General features: G+C 72.8%; 16 protein-coding genes and 1 tRNA gene. 6 read left to right on the top strand and 11 right to left on the bottom strand.

The features are described 5' to 3' along the window. Positions 1-32: 32 nt before the first annotated feature. Positions 33-770: a decarboxylase gene (locus tag ACFVT5_RS04545; RefSeq protein WP_389881351.1), complete on the top strand. Its 738-nt coding sequence runs from the start codon at positions 33-35 to the stop codon at positions 768-770. A 119-nt stretch (positions 771-889) separates the two neighbouring features. After that, positions 890-1,993, top strand: a complete 1,104-nt coding sequence (locus ACFVT5_RS04550) for an LLM class flavin-dependent oxidoreductase (protein ID WP_389881353.1) — start codon at positions 890-892, stop codon at positions 1,991-1,993. Positions 1,994-2,022: 29 nt separating this feature from the next. Here the strand turns inward: ACFVT5_RS04550 and ACFVT5_RS04555 are convergent, their stop codons facing one another. Then, complete coding sequence (locus tag ACFVT5_RS04555; RefSeq protein ID WP_389881354.1) at positions 2,023-3,975, bottom strand: putative bifunctional diguanylate cyclase/phosphodiesterase; 1,953 nt, start codon at positions 3,973-3,975, stop codon at positions 2,023-2,025. Positions 3,976-4,293: 318 nt separating this feature from the next. Between ACFVT5_RS04555 and ACFVT5_RS04560 the strand changes: the two genes are divergently transcribed. After that, positions 4,294-5,751 (top strand): M6 family metalloprotease domain-containing protein, encoded by a 1,458-nt coding sequence (locus ACFVT5_RS04560; protein ID WP_389881356.1) that lies wholly within the window; start codon positions 4,294-4,296, stop codon positions 5,749-5,751. A gap of 61 nt (positions 5,752-5,812) precedes the next feature. Here ACFVT5_RS04560 and ACFVT5_RS04565 read toward each other — a convergent pair. The 8 genes from ACFVT5_RS04565 to ACFVT5_RS04600 form a co-directional block, all read right to left on the bottom strand. Next, a tRNA-Lys gene (locus tag ACFVT5_RS04565) sits at positions 5,813-5,886 on the bottom strand. After that, positions 5,877-6,587 (bottom strand): bifunctional DNA primase/polymerase, encoded by a 711-nt coding sequence (locus ACFVT5_RS04570; protein WP_389881358.1) that lies wholly within the window; start codon positions 6,585-6,587, stop codon positions 5,877-5,879. Before ACFVT5_RS04570 ends, ACFVT5_RS04565 begins: the two co-directional genes overlap by 10 nt. A gap of 163 nt (positions 6,588-6,750) precedes the next feature. Beyond that, entirely contained in the window at positions 6,751-7,416 is a 666-nt protein-coding gene (locus ACFVT5_RS04575) for a hypothetical protein (protein ID WP_389881359.1), read from the bottom strand. Between the two features lie 84 nt (positions 7,417-7,500). Beyond that, positions 7,501-7,851 (bottom strand): hypothetical protein, encoded by a 351-nt coding sequence (locus ACFVT5_RS04580; protein WP_389881361.1) that lies wholly within the window; start codon positions 7,849-7,851, stop codon positions 7,501-7,503. Positions 7,852-8,094: 243 nt separating this feature from the next. Further along, the gene (locus ACFVT5_RS04585; RefSeq protein ID WP_389881363.1) at positions 8,095-9,462 is read right to left on the bottom strand and encodes an AAA family ATPase; all 1,368 of its coding nucleotides are present in this window, start codon (positions 9,460-9,462) and stop codon (positions 8,095-8,097) included. After that, positions 9,459-11,105, bottom strand: a complete 1,647-nt coding sequence (locus ACFVT5_RS04590) for a hypothetical protein (RefSeq protein ID WP_389881365.1) — start codon at positions 11,103-11,105, stop codon at positions 9,459-9,461. The genes ACFVT5_RS04585 and ACFVT5_RS04590 overlap by 4 nt, the downstream gene beginning before the upstream one ends. Beyond that, the gene (locus ACFVT5_RS04595; protein ID WP_389881367.1) at positions 11,096-12,304 is read right to left on the bottom strand and encodes a hypothetical protein; all 1,209 of its coding nucleotides are present in this window, start codon (positions 12,302-12,304) and stop codon (positions 11,096-11,098) included. The genes ACFVT5_RS04590 and ACFVT5_RS04595 overlap by 10 nt, the downstream gene beginning before the upstream one ends. Further along, positions 12,243-13,223, bottom strand: a complete 981-nt coding sequence (locus ACFVT5_RS04600; protein ID WP_389881369.1) for a phosphatase PAP2 family protein — start codon at positions 13,221-13,223, stop codon at positions 12,243-12,245. The genes ACFVT5_RS04595 and ACFVT5_RS04600 overlap by 62 nt, the downstream gene beginning before the upstream one ends. Positions 13,224-13,431: 208 nt before the next feature. Here ACFVT5_RS04600 and ACFVT5_RS04605 point away from each other — a divergent pair, with 208 nt between their 5' ends. After that, positions 13,432-14,043 (top strand): histidine phosphatase family protein, encoded by a 612-nt coding sequence (locus ACFVT5_RS04605; protein ID WP_389881371.1) that lies wholly within the window; start codon positions 13,432-13,434, stop codon positions 14,041-14,043. Positions 14,044-14,537: 494 nt separating this feature from the next. Here ACFVT5_RS04605 and ACFVT5_RS04610 read toward each other — a convergent pair whose 3' ends face one another. Further along, positions 14,538-16,097 carry a hypothetical protein gene (locus ACFVT5_RS04610; RefSeq protein WP_389881373.1) on the bottom strand — a complete coding sequence of 520 codons (1,560 nt, stop codon included), beginning with the start codon at positions 16,095-16,097 and terminating at the stop codon, positions 14,538-14,540. A gap of 343 nt (positions 16,098-16,440) precedes the next feature. Here ACFVT5_RS04610 and ACFVT5_RS04615 point away from each other — a divergent pair, with 343 nt between their 5' ends. Continuing rightward, on the top strand, positions 16,441-16,827 hold the full coding sequence (locus tag ACFVT5_RS04615; protein WP_389882064.1) for a hypothetical protein: 387 nt from the start codon (positions 16,441-16,443) through the stop codon (positions 16,825-16,827). A gap of 110 nt (positions 16,828-16,937) precedes the next feature. Then, positions 16,938-17,795, top strand: a complete 858-nt coding sequence (locus ACFVT5_RS04620; protein WP_389881375.1) for a spermidine synthase — start codon at positions 16,938-16,940, stop codon at positions 17,793-17,795. Between the two features lie 19 nt (positions 17,796-17,814). On the opposite strand, the gene ACFVT5_RS04625 is transcribed toward ACFVT5_RS04620, so the two are convergent. After that, complete coding sequence (locus ACFVT5_RS04625; RefSeq protein ID WP_389881377.1) at positions 17,815-18,366, bottom strand: hypothetical protein; 552 nt, start codon at positions 18,364-18,366, stop codon at positions 17,815-17,817. Positions 18,367-18,392: the final 26 nt, after the last annotated feature.

Raw genomic sequence — 18,392 nt, forward strand, 5'->3', positions numbered from 1 at the left:
GGCGGGGGGCACCCACGCGAAGGAGGCTGGACGTGACCGCACTCGGATTCCTGTACCCGGGGTACTCGGCGGAGGACGACTATCCGAGGATCGAGCAGCTACTGGGCAGCGACATCCGGCTGGCCGTGGTCCACACGGACATCGGCGAGGACGCGCACCGGGTCGACGCGCTCCTGGAGATGGGCTCGGCGGACCGGCTGGCCGCCGGGGTCGAGGAGATCCGGCTCGCCGGCGCCGAGGCCCTGGTGTGGGCGTGCACCAGCGCCAGTTTCGTCTTCGGCTGGGAGGGCGCGCACGAACAGGTACGCGCCCTGGCCCGTACGGCGGGGATCCCGGCGTCCAGCACCTCCTTCGCCTTCGCGCACGCGGTGCGGGAGCTGGGGGTGCGGCGGGTCGCGATCGGGGCGACGTACCCCGAGGACGTGGCGGCCCTCTTCGCGGCCTTCCTGAAGGCGGCGGGCGTGGAGGTCGTGGCGACGCGGGGGAGCGGGATCATCACGGCGGCGGAAGTCGGCACCTGGGGCCGGGCCGAGGTCACGGCCCTCGCCCGGACGGCGGATCACCCCGAAGCGGAGGCGATCCTCCTGCCCGACACGGCCCTGCACACCGCCGCCTACGTCCGCGACCTGGAATCCGACCTCGGCAAACCGGTCCTCACGGCCAACCAGGTCACGGTCTGGGAGGCCCTGCGCCTCGCGGCCCGCAGGGTGAACGCCCCGGCCCTGGGCACCCTGTTCACCAAGGAACCGCTGGTCCAGGCCCACGGGTAGGCAACACGGGTAGGCAAAGGGAGGTCCCCTTCCCCGCCCCCATGGGCGCCGGGAATAAAACGGAGCCCACCTCCTGTTAGCCGTGGCTGGAGTACCGAACCCCCGATCAGGAGGACCCCGTGGCGACGAACAACCAGGCGAAGGACGACATCCGAGGCACCGCTCAAGGCAGCGCCCCTGTCCCCCTCTCGGTCCTGGACCTCGCGACGGTAGGCGCCGGCACCACCGCCACGGAAGCCCTCCGTACCAGTGTCAAGATCGTGACGGAGGCCGAGCAGCGGGGCTATCACCGGTACTGGGTGGCGGAACACCACTCCATGCCGGGCGTGGCCTCGACGTCCCCGGCGGTCATCCTGGCCCACCTGGCGGCCCACACGACCACCATCCGCCTGGGCTCGGGCGGCGTCATGCTCCCCAACCACGCCCCGCTGGTGATCGCGGAGCAGTTCGGCACCCTGGAGGCGCTGGCCCCGGGCCGTATCGACCTGGGCCTGGGCCGCGCCCCCGGCACCGACGGCGCGACGGCGGCGGCCCTGCGCCGCACCGACCGCCTGAACGAGGGCGCCGACGACTTCCCGCAGCAGCTCGCCGAGTTGACGCGTTTCCTGGACGACGACTTCCCTGACGGCCACCCGTACGCCCGTATCCACGCCGTGCCGGGTCCGATTCAGGCGACCTCACCCGGCGGGGTGCAGTCGCCGCACCGCCCGCCGATCTGGCTGCTGGGCTCGTCCGGCTTCAGCGCGCGGCTCGCGGGCACGCTCGGCCTGCCGTTCGCGTTCGCGCACCACTTCTCGGCGCAGAACACCATCCCGGCGCTCGACCTGTACCGGGAGTCGTTCCGCCCGTCCCAGGTGCTCGACGCCCCGTACGCCCTGATCGGAGTCTCGGCCCTGGCGACCGACGACGAGCGGGAGGCCCGCCGGCAGGTGCAGGCGGCGGCCCTGAACATGGTCCGCCTGCGCACCGGCCGCCCCGGCCTGGTCCCGACCCCGGAGGAGGCGGAGGCATACGCGTTCAGCCCGATGGAACGGGACTTCGTCGACTCCTGGAACGCGAACGTCATCCACGGCACCCCCGACCAGGTCCGCGCGGGCCTGGACGACCTCCAGAAGCGCACGGGCGCCGACGAACTGATGCTCACCGCCAACGCCCACACCGCCACCATCCGCAGCCACTCCTACGAACTCATCGCGGACGCCTATGACTTGCCGCGCGGCTGACGGACCGCGCCACCCGGGTCCCGGCCCCCTCAGGTCTGTGGGCACACCCGAGTCGTCAGGAGTGGGGTGATGTGGTCCGGGGGGAGGGGGCGGGAGTAGAGCCAGCCCTGGCCTGTGTCGCAGCCGATGCGGCGGAGGCGGGACGCCTGGCCCGCTGTTTCGACGCACTCGGCGGTGACCGTGAGGCCCAGGCGGTGGGCGAGCTGGATCAGGGCCTCCACGATGACCTCGTCGGCGGGGTTGGGGTGCGCCCCGTCGTCATAGCGGAAGCCCCGGACGAATGAGCCGTCCAGTTTGAGGACGGAGACCGGGAGGCGGCTGAGGTAGGCGAGGTTGGAGTAGCCGGTGCCGAAGTCGTCGATGGCGATCCGGACACCCATGTCGCTGAGCGCCTGAAGGGCCTGGAGCGGGCGGCCCGCCGAGCCCATCACCGCCGACTCGGTCAGCTCCAGTTGCAGCAGCCGCGGCGGCAACCCGGTCTCCGCGAGGATCTCCGCGACATCCGCGACCAGATCCGAGTCCCACACCTGACGCACCGCCACATTGACGCTCACGTACAGCGGTTCGGCTTCCGGGTGGTCCAACTGCCAGCGCCGGGCCTGGCGGCACGCCGTCCGCAGGACCCACCGCCCCAGCGGCACGATCGAACCGTCCTCCTCGGCAAGGCCGATGAACCGATTCGGCGTCAGCGTCCCGAACTGCGGGTGCTGCCACCGCACCAGCGCCTCCACCCCGTGCACCGCGCCGTCGTCCAGGCCCACGAGCGGCTGGTACTCCAGCACGAACTCGCCCCGCTCCACGGCGGGCCGCAGTGACGAGGCGAGGGCCTGGCGGGTCATCCGGTGCGCGTTGCGCTCGGGGTCGAACAGCGTCCAGCGCGCCTTGCCGTCGGCCTTCGCCCAGTACAGCGTCGTGTCCGCGGCCTGCATGAGCCCGGTCGCCGTGGTCCCCGCCGCGTGCCGCTCGACCACCCCGATCGACGCGGACACCGAGAGCCGCTGCCCCAACAGGTCGAACGGCTCCTGAAGCGTCCGCAGCACCGTTTCCGCGAGGTCCGCCAACTGCTCCGTACCCGTCGAGTCCTCGACCAGGAGGGCGAACTCGTCGCCGCCCAGCCGCGCCACCAGCGGTGTCGACGCGCGCGCGAAACCGGCCTCGTCCGCGCAGTGCGTCAGCCGGTCGGCGACCGCCGCGAGCAGCCGGTCGCCGATGCGGTGCCCGAGCGTGTCGTTGACCGCCTTGAACCCGTCCAGGTCCAGATAGCAGAGCCCGATCCGCCCGGTCCCCGCGTCCTCGTACGAGCCCGCCTCCAGGGCCGCCGTCAGCCGTTCGAAGAACAGGGTCCGGTTCGGCAGCCGGGTCACCGGGTCGTGCATCTGGAGATGCCGCAGCCGCGCCTGGAGTTCCCGGCGGGCGCTGATGTCGGACACCGAGAGCAGGGCCGCGCCCCGGCCGTCCCCCGCGTGCAGCGGCGACACGGTGATCTGCGCCCACATCGAGTGGCCCTCGGGGTGCTTGAGCCGCCGGGTGCAGCGCAGTCTCGCCTGGCGCCCGCGCAGCACCTCCCGGTACGCGTGCCAGGTGCGGCCGTCGGACCCCAGGTCCACGAGATCCGCGGCGACCCGGCCGACCGGGCCTGTGGCGCCCCGGCCCCACACCGCCGCGCCGAACAGCGTGACGAACGCGTCGTTCGCGGCGAGGACCGTCCCGTCGTGGCCGACGGCGGCGAGCGCGAGGGGCGCGGCGGCGAAGGCGGCGCGGTAGAGGACGGCTCCGGCGTCCGCGTCAGAGTCTGAGGCGACGGTACGAGCCTCCGTGCCGGTGTCGAGGGGGCGGGCATCCATCGCGGCATCGCGCCCGCGAGCCTCCGCGTCCGTCTCACGTGTACGAGTCTCCGCACCGGAGTCACCCACGCGACTCTCCGTCACGTGCGGGTGGGCGAGGTCTGCCGCGGGGGCCGGTCCTTCGGGCGTTCCGCTCACCGCTCGCTCCCGCAGTGCAGTCGTGCTCGTAAAGGTCTCGGACGAGTGGCGGGCCGGGCGGTGGGACGAGCCGCTCCGGCCGGATTCGCGCTGGAAAGTCTGCCGATCATAGAGGCAGCGCTCCCGGGCTATCCAGCCACATTCCGGTGATACCCCGTTGCGGGCCTCTTTGACAGATCGTTTCTGCTCGGGTCTGGACGGGATTCCTCCGCCCCTGACCGTTGGTGACGGTCCGTGAGTACCCGGAGTGTCGAGTGCTCACCCGGCCGGGTCAGCCAAACAGGGCGAAGTGCGATAAATAGGAACAGTCTGGGTGCGGTGTCCTGTCATCCGCACCCGGAGGTCGCCGTGCCGCGTCAGCATCCCCCCACGGCGCCAACTCCAGGAGGTCCCGAACGACCCGAAAGACCCGAAGGCTTCGGCGGTTCCCGAGGCCCCGTACGCGACCGGTCCCGGCTGCGCAGCACCGCCGCCGCCTTCACCTCGATGACCGCACTCGCCGCGACCTCGCTGGTCGCCGGCCCCTCCGTCGCGCAGCCCTTCGCCGGACCCTGCGCGCTCGAACGCTCGGCCGCCCACCACTCGGAGGGCCTCGACACCTGGAACCCCGCCTATCCGCGCCCGACCCGCCCCCTGAACGCGGTGATGGTCTTCCTGTCCTTCCCGGACGCCCGCCCCCTGACCACGCCCGCCGAGCTGACGGCCGACTACTTCCCGGCGACCAGCCGTTTCTACGAACAGGCGTCCTACGGCAAGTTCACGCTCCGGCCGCATCCCCAGCGCGAGTGGATCCAGATGCCGAAACCTTCCAGCGCGTACGCCATACGACGTGACTGGGACGCCGCGCACCGCAGCGCCTATTTGCGGGACGCGGTCGCGGCGGCCGACCCGCATGTCGACTTCCGCGACTTCGACGTCGTCTACTTCGTCGCCGACCCGGACGCGCCGGGCGTCGACTCGGACGCCACGAAGGTCGTCAACTTCGACCGGCCGATGGAGGCGGACGGGACGAGTATCCGCCGTATCGTCACCGTCTTCGAGCGGCATCCGCCGGACCGCAATGTCCTCGCGCACGAGACCGGGCACGTCTTCGACCTGCCGGACCTCTACCACCGGCCGACCGACGGCAAGGGCGACTGGGACACGCATGTCGGCGACTGGGACGTCATGGGCAGTCAGTTCGGTCTGGCGCCGGACTTCTTCGGCTGGCACAAGTGGAAGCTGGGCTGGCTGGAGCCGCGCCAGGTGGTGTGCGTCCAGGGCCGTGGCAGTACGCGGCTGACCATGGAGCCGCTGTCGGCGGGACCGGGTGGTACGGCGACGGGGACGGCGCCGGGTCCGGCCAGGACGACGGGTAGGGAACCGGGGGCGGGGGCCGCCGTGGACGGCAAGGCGGACGGCGGGGCGGCCGGGGCGCCGGGCCGGTTCGGCGCGGGGCTCGGCACCAAGCTCGCCGTGGTCCGTACGGGCCGGAGCAGCGCCATCGCCATCGAGGCCCGGGGCGCGATCGGCAACGACGCGGCGACCTGCACGGAGGGGCTGCTGATCTACCGGGTGCGCAGCGAGACCGCGTCCGGCGCGGGCCCGGTGGAGGTGATCGACGCGCATCCGGGGTCCGAGGCGTGCTGGGGGCAGTCGGTCTACCCGGCGCTCGCGGACGCCCCGGTGCGGGCGGGCGAGAGCTTCACGGTGCCCGACGAGAAGGTGCGGATCGTGGTCGACGCCGAGGAGCGGACGGAGAACGGCGACTGGACGGTGAAGATCACGACGGGCTGAGCCGACCGGGGGTGGACATGCGAGAAGCCCCTCGCTCACGCGAAGGGCTTCTCGTCGTCTGTGCGCCGCCAGGGACTCGAACCCCGGACCCGCTGATTAAGAGTCAGCTGCTCTAACCAACTGAGCTAGCGGCGCCTGCTGACGTCGTAGACCTTAGCATCCTGATCGGTGCCAGGAAAAATCGATATACGGACCGCCGATCCGGCCGCCGCGCGGGCCGCTCGGACGCAGGCCCAGAGCAGGATCTCGGGCCCCGGAAGCCACGGTCTGCGGGTGTCGGGGGCGACCAGCCAGCGCGAGTCGGGGCGTCCCCGGGCGCCGGGCGGCGCGGTGCCGTCGGGGGTGGCCCCCGAGGTCGGCGGCGGCACGGTGACGGCGTCGCCGGTGCCGTGACAGAGGAGTGGCGGGACGGCGGGCCGGCGCCCGGACTCCGGCGTTCCGGTGCCCCACTCCTCCCAGCGCAGGAGCACGGGGAGCCGCTGGGCCGTGCCGGGGGCGCAGAACAGCAGGATGCGGCCCCGGTGCGCCGCGACGGGCCCGGAGCCGGGCCCCTCGTTCCATAACCGGTTCAGCATGCGGCGCCCGAAGATCGCCGGGGCGCTCACCACGTCGAAGGCGGTGCCGCAGGGCAGCACTACGGGGGCGGCGGGGCGGTCGTTCCAGAGCGCGAGTGTGCTGTGCGGATACGTTCCTGCGGAGGCGAGCCAGGCGGCGCCCTCACGAGTGACACCGGACACGTCGTGGCGGTCGCCCAGGTCGACGCGTGCGGAGTTGAGGCGTACGGAGTTGAGGCGTGCGGAGGGGCGGGTGGGCGCCAGGTGCCGATCGCTGCTCATAGCACCCAGATGTACCGGGAGTAAGAGATTCGTTTCTGTGGGTTGACGGAAACCGGGACAGGAGGGGGTGGGAGGGAGTATCTTGCCCCCTTGGCATATGCCAAAAGATCTTTCGGGGGCTATCGGAGTCCGGCCCGCGACCGGTCGGACCCGCCGCGACGGCTCAGACCGCCTCACGCGGCGCACGGGTCGCGCCGCTCCCCTCCGGGCACACCTTCACGGCCGCCTCGTGGATGACCCGCGCAGTCGCCTGGTCCTTCTCGTCGCCCGCCGTCCAGGTGACCCGGTTGGCGCAGGACAGCAGTCCGGTGCCAGTGGTCTCCCAGGTCACCACGTGGCCGTTGCCGACGGCACAGGGGTGGGTGAAGTCGGCGGTGACCACGGTGACGGAGTTCCAGGCGTAGTACGCGCCGCGTCGCTGCCCGGTGTCGTCGTGGAACGCGTTCTGCGTATCGGTGACCGCCATCTCGCCGGGTCCGGCAAGGGGTTGAGCGGTCTTGAGGTGCGTCCCGAGTGCCTTGATCACCTGGGCGGCGCTGAGCCGGGCGGACGTGCCGCTCACGTTCGGCGCGTAGTGCTGGTCGCCGTCCTTGACGACGGCGACCAGTTCGCCCTTGCCGGAGTAGTGGAGCAGGTCGCTGGTCCCGGTCAGCCTGATCTCGCGCCGGGTCCCGCTCCAGGCGAACCCGGAGGCGTCACAGGTCAGCGTCTTGGTGGAGGGCGACGCGCCCTCCGCCTTGGCGTCCCCATCGCCGGAGGTGCATCCGACGGCCCCGACGAGCACGGCGACAGCGCCTCCGATGGTCAGGGCGGCGCGATACGTCTTCATGGGGTCCCCCGTACGGTCGGCGCACCTCACTCGTGGGTGCGTCAGCGGGAGAGACGGTACCGAGGGTCGTTCGGTTCGCCCAGGTCAGGACTCTTCCGCGCCCCCCCGAAGCAGGTCCTGGCCGAACTCGACCATCTTCTTCGCGTAGTCCTCCGTCCACTCCGCGTGTTCCGCGATGGCGGCGGGGGTCAGGCGGTCGAAGCGGCGGGGGTCGGCGAGTTGGGCGGCGGCGATGGCCTGGAACTCCATCGACCGGTCCGTCGCCGCGCGGAACGCGTGCGTCAGCTCCGTCGCCCGCGTCAGCAACTGGCGGGGGTCCTCGATCGACTCCAGGTCGAAGAAGTGCTCCGGGTCCGCGGCGGCCTCGGCCGGCTCGAAGAGCAGCGGCGCGGGACGCGGTCGCCGCTCGGTACGGGGCCGCTCGGGCTCCGTCATGATGGGTCCTCCTCGTACGTCCTGGGCCGGTGCGCCGCCTCCCATTGTCCCTCGGCCCGCAAGACCGGCCACGGGACGGCGACCACCAGGTGATCCGTACGAGAAAAAAGGGGCGCGTCCCGTTCAGCGCCGCAGCGCCCCGCGCACGGTGATCCCGTGCCGGTTCCGCAGCCGCCTCAGCTCCCACATGGTCATCGCGGTGCCGGACTCCGTCCGGCGTCAGGGCGGGTCAGCCGCCGGAACTCACGGCCGCCACGTCACCCGGTGCTCCGACAGATGTGACAGCACCGCATGGTTCGCCTCCCAGCCATCCGGGAACTTCAGGGTGACGCCGAGTTGTACCGGGTCTGTGGACGGGTGGTCGTCCAGGAGATCCGGGATGCCGGCGCGGGTCACGACCACGCAGGCGTGGCGGTGGCGGGACGCCAGGACGCAGAGGCGGCCGGTTTCCAGGTGGAAGGCCGTCGCGTCCGGGCGGCCCGACAGCGGGTGCAGGACCACCGTCACGTCGTACTCCCGGCCCTGGAGCCGGTTCGCCGTGTCGACCGTCACGTCCGTGACCCCCAGGTCGGCGAGCGCCACCCGTACCGCCGCCGCCTGGTCACGGTGGGCCGTGCCGACCGCGATCCGGTCGGCGGTCAGCGGCGCCGGATCGGGGCCACGCTCCGAGACGGTGAACCCGCCCCGGTCGAGCAGCCTGCGGACCACCCGGGCCACCGCCCGTACCGCCTCGGGATCCGTACGCGGGGTGTGCCGGGCGGGCAGTTCGAGCAGGCCCCAACCGGACTCCGCCGCCTCGTCGATGACCCGGTCGGGACCCGAACCGTCCGACGCCACACCGAAGTTCAGCCGCCGGTCCCCATGCCCCGTACCGCTGCGGAACGGCGTGTACGGGTAGAAGGCGGCCGAGACGAGTGGCGCCGCCGACGCGGGCAGCCGCCAGGACACCGGGAGCCGGTGCTGCGGCAGTTCGGGATTGTGCGCGAGCAGCGTCGACACGGCGCTCGCCGACGGGTCGTACGACAACCCGGCCCACTGCTCGGCGCCGACGATCGCGAACGGGTCCAACTGGCCCGGGTCGCCCACGAACAGCGCCCGCTCGAACAGCCCCGCCACGGCGAGGAGCCCGTCCGACCGCATCTGGTACGCCTCGTCCACGATCGCGTGCCGCCAGGGCTCGACGTCCTTCACATGCGCCCACTTCGCGGACGTCGAGATGACCACGTCAAGGCCCGCGAGGTCCCCGGCCTTCGTGGACTTGCGGACCTGCGGGAGTCCGTCGAGTGCCTTGTCGTACGCGTCCGGGTCGCTGCTGTGCAGTCGGCCCACCGGCAGGTCGGGGGCCTTCTCGGCGAGCCGCAGGACCAGGTCGTCCACCTGGGCGTTGGTCTGCGCGACCACCATCAACGGGCGCCCCGCCGACGCCAGTTCGAGCGCGGCCCGGACCACCAGGGTCGACTTCCCGGCGCCGGGCGGCGAGTCCACCACGACGCCCCGGGCCTCGCCGTGCAGGGTGTCGCGCAGGATCGCGTCGGTGGCGCGGGTCGCGGCCGTGCCCGGGTCGGGAACCCGCGCGTCCGCCGCGCCCGGGGACACGTCGGTGGGGGTCACAGGACGTCCTCTCCGGTCACCGGGTCGGCCTGTTCGGCCCGCTCACCCGGGGGACCGCCATGGGTCCACGGTGTCTCCTCCGGCTCCGGCAGCTTGGGGCCGCCGCGCTGGTCGTGCTCGAACAGCGTCCAGCACACCTGGTCGCCCTTCTCCGGCACCGAACCCGGCTCGGGCTCCTTGCCCCGGCCCATCTTGTCCAGGATCCGCAGGACCACCGTGCGACTTCCGTCCCCGGCGCCCGACTTCCCGTGGTCCGATTCCGCGTACTCCAAGGACTCCACGTACTCCACGTACTCCACGAACTCCGCCGACTGCGGCTTGCCGCCCAGTGAGCGGTACACCTTCGTGCGGGCGCCGAGATGCGGTCGGTCGTCCGTACGGACCGTGACCAGGGGGCGCGGGCTCGGCCGCTTGCCCTCGCTGTACGCCATCACGGACTCGATGACCTCGCCCGCGAACGCCTCACCGGCCAGCCGCCGTCCGGCCATCACCAGCGGGTCGTCCAGGGCCTCCTGGGCGTCGAGTCGGGCCTGTTCCCGCTCGCGCGCGGCCAGTTTGTTCGCCGCGGTCACCGCGTCGTCGCGGCGCGGCTGCGGCGGCTCGCCCGCGAGGACCCGGTCGCGGTGACCCGTGAAGGACCAGCGGTCCCGCGTCCACCGGTCCGCCGCGTGCCCGCCCTCCGGCAGCGTGAACAGGAGGTCCAGGCCGCGCCACACGGCGTCCCAGGTGGGCCGGGTGCGGCTCTCGATCAGCGCGCGGATCGCGTGCTCGGCCTCGGTGACCTCGCCGAGCCGGTCGTCGGCCTCGATACCGTCCTCGGCCGCCGCGAACGCGACCCGCGCCCGGTCGTACCGCTCGATGGCCGGGGCGAGCAGACGGTTGTCGAACGCCGGGTCCGTCGCCGGGCCGGCCGGCGGACAGAGCAACTGCCCGTCCGTGTCCCGCGCCAGCTCCGCCCGCAGGGCCGCCGCCGCGCCCGATGTGCCGTCGGGCGCCGCCAGCCACGCGAGCAGCGCGCCCAGATGCTGGTCCTCCAGAGCGGACTGACCGGTCGCCCAGTGCCGGGACAGCAGGTCGGTCATGGCGAGCAGCAGCGAGGAGCCCGGCACCCGGGCACGCTCACCGAAGTGCGTCAGCCACCGGCCGAGCAGCGGCACGCGCGGGGGAGCGGGATACGGCGTCTCGGGGTCCTGCTCGGCGGTGCGGCGGAACCGCATCGAGCGGCCCAGGAGCCGCACGAAGTCGACGCCCGCGCGGCTCGGCACGATCAACTGGGGTGCGTCCGCGCACAGTTCGACCTCGACCTTGACGCGCTTGCCGGTCTCCGGGTCGGTCTCGGTCCGCTCGGCGGCCTCCACGGAGTCGGCGTACGCCTCGATGTACGGGAGGACCGAACCGGCGAGGTCCGCGAGGAACGCGAAGCGCAGGTCGCGGTCGCGGGGCTGGGGGACGAACAGGACGCGGGGCGCGGTGCGTTCCGTCCCGACCAGGGCGCCGAGCGGGGCGCCCGACTCGCCCGCGGTGGTGAGCGGCACCAGGACGAGGGGGCGCTCGGAGAGATGCCGGTGCCGGACGGTGGCCGTCTGCTGCGCTCGCCCTGACTGGACGGCCTCCAGGCGGGCCAGGTGCTGGATCAGTGACACAGGGATGCCCCCAGGACTTCGGCGCGCAGGCTCGCGGCGCGCCGCAGTGCCACCACCGCCGGGTCGTCGGGGTCGCCCGTCTCGCCGTGCGCCGCCGACAGCACCGCGTCGACCGTCGTGAGACCGCCCAACTCGCCCCGGACCGCACGCCCCAGGGTGGTCACCGCGCCGCCCGCACGCGCGCGGGCACGGCAGTGGAAGGCCAGTTCACAGGCGGACAGACACTCCGGGGCGTACGTCGCCGGGACCGACTCGACCGCCGTGCGCAGCTCCTCGGGCGGCTGTTCGACGGCGAACGTCGTCCCGTCGGGCAGCGCGTCCGCGATGTCCTCGATCCGGGTGAGCCGGGTCAACTGGCGCCGGGTCACGGACAGTTGCTTACGGATGTCCACGGCGGCGGCCGTCGGCAGGTTGGAGAAGTCCTTCGGGCAGACCAGCAGGACCCGATGCCCGACCCGAGCCTGCCCGACCCGAGCCAGTCCGTCCCGCGCCTGCCCGATCTGAGCGGGTCCGACCCCGGCCGACGGCTCCGTCCGCGCGGCGACCTCCTCCAGGGCCAGTACGTACACCGCCGCCTGCCGGGCCGCCGCGCCGACCTTCGCGGGCTCCGCCGAACCGTCGATCATCGGGAACGACTTGATCTCCACGACCGTCCACCGGCCGTCGGGGTGCACCACCACCGCGTCCGGCTCCAGGAACGCGGGCGTGCCCGCCACGTCCAGCGCCAGCATCGGATGGTCGAGCAGCGTCCAGACCCCGTCGCCCGCCGCCTCGGACGCCTCCCGCAGCGCCAGCGCCGTACGCGCCGCGCGCCCCTCGGGACCGGCGGCCGTGAGGTCCGGAACCCGCGCCTCACCCGGTACGGGCGCCGGCGCGCCCCGGTCGAGCCGCTCGTGCGCAAGGCGCAGCAGTTCCGCGCCGCCGTCGCTCTTGACCCGCGCCTCGAACGCGTTGCCCCGCACGAACGCGAACTGGGACTGGCCGAAACCGGACGGCACCCCGAGCGCGCCCGCGAGCACCGCCTTGTTCACCCCCGCGCCGTCGAGGAGCGCGCGCCGATTGCACCCCGGATTCGCGGCGAGCGCGGCCAGCGACCTGGCGTCGAGGGCCTGCGGCGGTACGGCGGGTCCGCGCAGCTCAGCGAGCCGGTGCCGGAGTGCCGTCGTCCGCGTCGGCGGGGGTGGTACTCGGCTCGTCACGCTGCTTGCGCTGTCGGGGGATTCGCTCACCCGTCGAAGTCTGGCACCCGCCACCGACAATCGGGGAACTCCCGCCCGACGCGGCCACGGTCGCCCCTTCCGTCCGCGCGGCCACCGGCGCGAACCGGTCACGTACGAACGCCCGCTCGCCCACCCACGCGCGCGCCGTGTCCGCGAGCCGCAGAGCCGGACGGACCAGCAGGAAACCGACGCCCATGACGACCGCCCCGGCGACCGCGTCGAGGAAGTAGTGGTTCGCGGTGCCCATCACCACGACCGTGGTGAGCAGCGGATACGCGACGGCGGCGACCTTCGCGGTACGGGTGCGGCCGTGCCGCCACAGGATCACCCCGCACCACAGCGCCCACCCCACGTGCAGGCTCGGCATCGCCGCGTACTGGTTGGTCATGCCGCCCATACCGCGCGGCGCGCTCGCGTCACCGCCCCACCAGCCGTACGCGCTGTACTGGGCCATCGTGTCGACGAAACCGTGCCCGGGTGCGAGCAGTCGCGGCGGGCAGGTCGGCAGCAGCGTGAAGCCGATCAGACCGATGAACGTGGACACCAGGAGCCAGGTCCTGGCCACCCGGTAGTGCACGGCGCGGGAGCGGAACAGCCAGATCAGGAGCGCCGGTGTGACGAGGTAGTGCAGCGAGGCGTACCAGAAGTCGGCGGGTACGCCGAGCCAGGCGTGGGCGGTGAAGAGCCGGTTCAGCGGATGTTCCGCGTTGAGATACAGCCACTGCTCCGCGCGCAGAATCGCCAGACCGTGGTCGACCGCCGTCGACACATCCCCGCGCGCGAGGAGACGGCCCGCCGAGTAGGCGCCGTACACCAGCACGATCAGTGGCAGTTCCGTCCACCAGCGGAGCCGGTGCCTCCGCGCCGCGCCGGTGTCCGGCGCGTCGTTCTGCGGCATTCCGATGATCTCCTTCCCCCCGTACGTCGGCCGAAGGCCGATCGCCCACTTTAAGGCGTATGTGAACGCCGTAAGGGGGCGCCCCCGGTGTTGCAAGACGCAGAGATCGCCCGGTGGGTTGCGTGTCGCAGGGGTGCGCGATGATGGAGGAAGCGGGCAGTTTCCGTCCGGAACAGACGACTCGCGCCCCCTCCCGGAAAGGCCCTCCATGGCACCCCGCATCCTGCTGGCCCGACACGGACAGACGCAGTGGTCGCTGGCCGGGAAACACACGGGCAGGACCGATGTGCCGCTCCTGGAGGAAGGCAGGCAGGGCGCCAAGCTCCTCGGCGAGCGCCTGCACCGGCCGCCGTACGACGGGCTGCCCGGAGTCGAGGTGCGCACCAGCCCGCTGTCCCGCGCGCGGGAGACCTGCGAACTGGCCGGGTTCGGCGACCGCGCGACGCCCTGGGACACCCTCATGGAGTGGGACTACGGCACGTACGAGGGCATGACACCCGACGAGATCCAGGCCGTCCGGCCCGGCTGGCTGATCTGGCGGGACGGGGTGCCCGGCGGCGAGACCCTGGAGCAGATGACCGCCCGCGCGGACGAGGTCGTCGCCTGGGCACGCTCGGCCGACCGCGACGTCCTGGTCTTCGCACACGGCCACATGCTGCGCTCCATAGGCGCCCGCTGGCTCGACCTCGACCTGACCTTCGCAGCCCGAATCCGCCTCAACCCGACATCTCTGTCGATCCTGGGCTGGGCATACGGAGCCCCGGCAATAGAAACCTGGAACGACACAGGCCACCAGTCCCCTCCGGGGATTTACGGGTGAGGGGGCGGGGCGGGATGGGGCCGGTACCCCCCGACCCGGCAGGGTCACTCCCACCCGCGTCGCGTCGACCCGCGAGGGTCTTTTTTCCCGCCGCAGCGGTGCTCAGCCGCGAGGGTGCAGCCCGGCGGTGCCGAACGGCTAGCACCCCCGACCCGCCAGGGTCACTCCCACCCGCCTTGACCCGGCAGGGTCACTCCCACCCGCGTCGACCCGCGAGGGTCATTTCTTCTCCGCCGCAGCGGCGGGCAGCCGCGACGGTGCAGCCCGGCGGTGTCGAACCACTCGCGCCCCCTGCCCCGGCAGGGTCGTTCCCATCCGCCTCGACCCGCGTGGGTCGTTCCCATCCGCCTTGACCCGCGAGGGTCATTTCTCTTCCGCCGCAGCGGCGCGCAGCGCGACGGTGCAGCCCGGCGGTGCCGAACGGCTCGCGCCCCCGACCCGCCAGGGTCGCTCCTGCCCGCGCAGCGGTGACAGCCCCCGGTGCCCGATACCGGTCAGGCCCCGCGCCGCAGCCCCGCATGGCGGTCCAGGAAAGTTGCCACGCCGTTCGCTCGGCGGTGGGGGAGCAGGACCCGGGCCGTCGTCGCGAGCATCGACTGGATGCGTGAGGACTGGACCTCGTCCAGCAGCCCGATCACCTGCGTACCGGCCGCCGCCGCCTCGTCCGGGTGGCCCGCGCGGGCCAGGTCGTCGGCCAGTTCGGCGGTGTACAGGGCGATGTTCCGGGTGAAGTGCCGGTCCTGGAGCGCGGCGGCACGGCGGGCGTGCCGGGCCGCGCGCTGCCAGTCGCCGAGCGCCGACCAGCACTGCGCCTCCAGGCCCTCCAACTCGGCCTCGCCGTAGAACGTCATCCACTCCGGGTCGGCGTCCGACGGACCGCAGTCGAACAGGGACTGCGCCCGGACGATCGACCGGTCACAGCCCGACCGGTCGCCGAGCCCCGCCCAGCCCCCCGCCTCGCGCAGCGCGAGCAGCGACAGCAAACGCGGCGAACCGAGCTGCCGTGCCGCCCGCTGCGCGGCCTGCGCCGCCCGCACCGCCTCCCGGGGACGCCCCGCGTCGCGCGCGAGGAACGCCGTGTTGCAGAACGCGTGCGCCTCCAGGGCCGCGTCCCCGGACATCCGGGCCGTCGCCAGCGCCTCCGCGTAGTGCGAGCGGGCATCGTCGAACCGGCCCGAATCGTGCGCCAACCAGCCGACGGAGATGGCCAGTTCACCGGCGCCCGCCTGGAGCCGGTCGGCCGTCGCCTGCCGCGATGTGCCCGCGTCGAGCAGGGCGAACGCGGTGCGCAGCGGCGCCGCGGCCCGCCGGTACAGACCATCCGCGCCGTGCCGGTCGTCCAGCAGCCGGATCCGGCGTACCGCCTCCTCGACGGCGTTCGCCTCCGCCTCACCGGCCTTGTGGTGCGGGCGGTCCGCGAGCCCTGCCATGGGCCCGGCCGCGGCCACGGCGGACGGCGCCGCCGCGAAGGGGGCCAGGGAGGCGCTCGCCATGGTGGCCGTGCCGCCGGTCATGAATGCGCGACGCTGCACGTCGCTCTCCTCGTCTCTCTCGTACTGCTCGATCTCGTGGGACGTGTCCAACTCATGTGACTCCAGGGGCACTTGGGACTCCTGGTATTCCTGGGACGCCGGGGACCTGTGGGACGGTTCCGGCTCCGAGGACGGTGCGGTACGGGCCGCCCGGCCGCGTACCGCCGAGCGCGGCGCGAAGCCCAGGTCGGCCAGCGTGCGGCCGGGGAACATATGCAGGAACACCCGCTCGTACGCGTAGTTGGGACAGCGGATCTCGCCGGCCTCGACCCGCCCGATGTACCGGGCGTCGCAACTCACCCGCTCCCCGATCTCCCGCGCGGCCCGCCGCACCGCCGCGGCGAACTCGCCAGGGGAGCGCCCGCCACGCGCCTGCCGGAACGCGAGGTTGGGCGTGACCGGAGTGGCGGGGCGGGACTCCTGCGGCTCCGGCGGCTGCTGGGATTCCTGGGATTTCTGGACTTCCTGGGGTTCTTGAGGTTTCTGGTACGGGGGTTCCTGGGACGGGGATGACGATGTCATCGGTGACGACGCCATGGCCGGGCCTCTCGTGCGCATGGTGACCGGACTCCGCGGGGCGTCGAGGACGCGGACCCTCGGGCCCGCCGCGCCGTGTCCCCTGCCCGTTCCGGCGGGGCACGAACGTACCCGCTGTGACGGCACCACCACACAGGGTTTAGCTACAAACCGGATATCTCACCCGCGATCTGCCATGAACTGCCATCCTTTGCGGCGGTGCGCCGCCGTTGCTGTTGACGCCGTCGCGCGTTGAACCATGCGGACAGGGAGCCTTGCGTTCCCGGTAGCGACATCACGAGCGACGCGACCGACTCGACCGAGGAGGGGTTCCGTGTTGGAGTCCGGCATGAAGGCCAGCGCGGCTTGTACGCCGTTGTCGACGGCGCAGCACCGACCGACCGATGAGTGCGACCTGGTCACCGTGCCCACCCGGCAGGGATTGGAGGCCGTCGACATCCTGCGCCGCGCCGCCGGTGACTCCGTGGGCCCCGTCCTGCACGACGGCGGCTGCGACACCCTCGGCTTCCTGGTGCCGCCCGGCACGGCTGCCCGCTGGGATCTCCCGGGCAGTGCCTGCACCCGGACTCTCGTGCGCGGGGTGGCTCCGCCGGTTGACGGGACTGGGTGGCTGTTGGCGCCGGGTGAGGTTGATCTGGTGACCGATCCCGCTGTGCTGCGGGCGGCGCTGGGGCAGGCGGCCCGGCTGATCGAGGCGGCCGACAGCTGTCGCTGAGCGGGTGGTCGTCTGCTGCGCCGTCGTGGCTGGGCGCGCAGTTCCCCGCGCCCCTTCGGGGCGCGTACCCCTGCGGGGCGCGCACCAGGCATCGCGTCGATAATGGGGCGATGGCACGTTCACGGAGCAAGCAGGCCGCTGTGACCCTCGTCGAAGATGTCGACGGTGGGGTCGCCGAGCTGATTCCTGATCCCGACCGGCCGCGTGCCTGGACGTTGCTCGTGGACGGGGCTCCGCAGTCCCATGTCGACCTGGACGACCCCACCTACCTCGACTTCGAGTACCAGCGCCGGCTCGGGCACGTGGTCGATCTCGTTGCCCCGCCGCGCGCCCCCGTCCGGGCCGTACACCTCGGCGGGGGTGGCTTCACCCTCGCCCGGTACACCGCCGCGACGCGCCCGAGGTCCACCCAGCAGATAGTCGAACGGGACGCGGCCCTCGTCCAACTGGTCCGTCGTGAGCTGCCGTTGGACCCGAACGCCCGGATCAAGGTACGGACCGCCGACGCCCGTGCCGCGCTCGCCAAGCTGGCCGACGGCTGGGCCGACCTGATCATCGCCGATGTGTTCAGCGGCGCCCGCACCCCCGCACACCTCACCAGCACCGAATTCCTCACCGAGGTCCGCAGAGTCCTCGCGCCCGGCGGCTGCTACGCGGCCAACCTCGCCGACGGCCCGCCGCTCGCCCATCTGCGCGGCCAGATCGCCACCGCCGCCGCCGTGTTCCCGGAACTCGCCCTCATCGCCGATCCGACCGTCCTGCGCGGCAAACGGTTCGGCAACGCCGTGCTCATCGCGTCGGACCGTCCGCTGCCGCTCGCCGAACTCACCCGCAGGGCCGCGTCCGACCCGCACCCCGGCCGCGTCGAACACGGGCCCGCGCTCCGGGCGTTCACGGGTGGCGCGGTGCCCGTCATGGACGCCGCCGCCATCGCCTCACCGCGCCCACCGGCGTCCGTCTTCCGCTGAACACTGAACGGGACGTGCATCAGTACGTGTTGATGTCGACGCGCGGCGGATGGTCGTGCCAGGTGCAGAACACCGACACACGGTCCGCGCCCGACGAGAACTCCACCCGGATCCATGTCGACTCCGTCCACACCTGCATCGACCAGCCCGCCGCCGGGGTCGCCGACACCAGCGTCGCCGCACTGTCCCCCAGCTCGAAAGCGGCCCGCCCACCGTCCGTCGTATAGCTCTTCACCCGGTCCGAAGGCGCCGGAGCCGGTGGGGTCGGGGCCGCCGGAGTCGTACGGGCGGACGACGACGGCGTACCGCTCGGGGCCTTCTTCGACGGTGCCCCGTCCGGGCTCGGCTTCGCACGTGACGGCGACGCGGACGGCGACGGCGACTCGTCGGCCCGCCGGGTCGAGGACGACAGCGGCTCCGAGTCCTGGCCGAGCGCGCCCGTGATCGGCAGGGCGCGCGGCGGATCGTAGGCGGTACCCGCCATCACCGTGTGGACACCCCACCACGACAGCGTGACCGCCGCGCCCGTGGCGAGCGACCAGGCCAGTACGTGTACGAGTCCTCTGCGCATCGTCGGGCCATCCTGCCCCACCCGGC

It is taken from the genome of Streptomyces sp. NPDC058001 (assembly GCF_042886315.1).
GTDB lineage: Bacteria > Actinomycetota > Actinomycetes > Streptomycetales > Streptomycetaceae > Streptomyces.

What these genes read in the sequence shown, in the direction of transcription:
- ACFVT5_RS04605 (WP_389881371.1), top strand. Translation starts at nt 13,432, where the DNA reads ATGGCACCCCGCATCCTGCTGGCCCGACACGGACAGACGCAGTGGTCG.
- ACFVT5_RS04625 (WP_389881377.1), bottom strand. Translation starts at nt 18,366, where the DNA reads ATGCGCAGAGGACTCGTACACGTACTGGCCTGGTCGCTCGCCACGGGC.
- ACFVT5_RS04570 (WP_389881358.1), bottom strand. Translation starts at nt 6,587, where the DNA reads ATGAGCAGCGATCGGCACCTGGCGCCCACCCGCCCCTCCGCACGCCTC.
- ACFVT5_RS04580 (WP_389881361.1), bottom strand. Translation starts at nt 7,851, where the DNA reads ATGACGGAGCCCGAGCGGCCCCGTACCGAGCGGCGACCGCGTCCCGCG.
- ACFVT5_RS04600 (WP_389881369.1), bottom strand. Translation starts at nt 13,223, where the DNA reads ATGCCGCAGAACGACGCGCCGGACACCGGCGCGGCGCGGAGGCACCGG.
- ACFVT5_RS04620 (WP_389881375.1), top strand. Translation starts at nt 16,938, where the DNA reads ATGGCACGTTCACGGAGCAAGCAGGCCGCTGTGACCCTCGTCGAAGAT.
- ACFVT5_RS04615 (WP_389882064.1), top strand. Translation starts at nt 16,441, where the DNA reads ATGAAGGCCAGCGCGGCTTGTACGCCGTTGTCGACGGCGCAGCACCGA.
- ACFVT5_RS04575 (WP_389881359.1), bottom strand. Translation starts at nt 7,416, where the DNA reads ATGAAGACGTATCGCGCCGCCCTGACCATCGGAGGCGCTGTCGCCGTG.
- ACFVT5_RS04610 (WP_389881373.1), bottom strand. Translation starts at nt 16,097, where the DNA reads ATGACATCGTCATCCCCGTCCCAGGAACCCCCGTACCAGAAACCTCAA.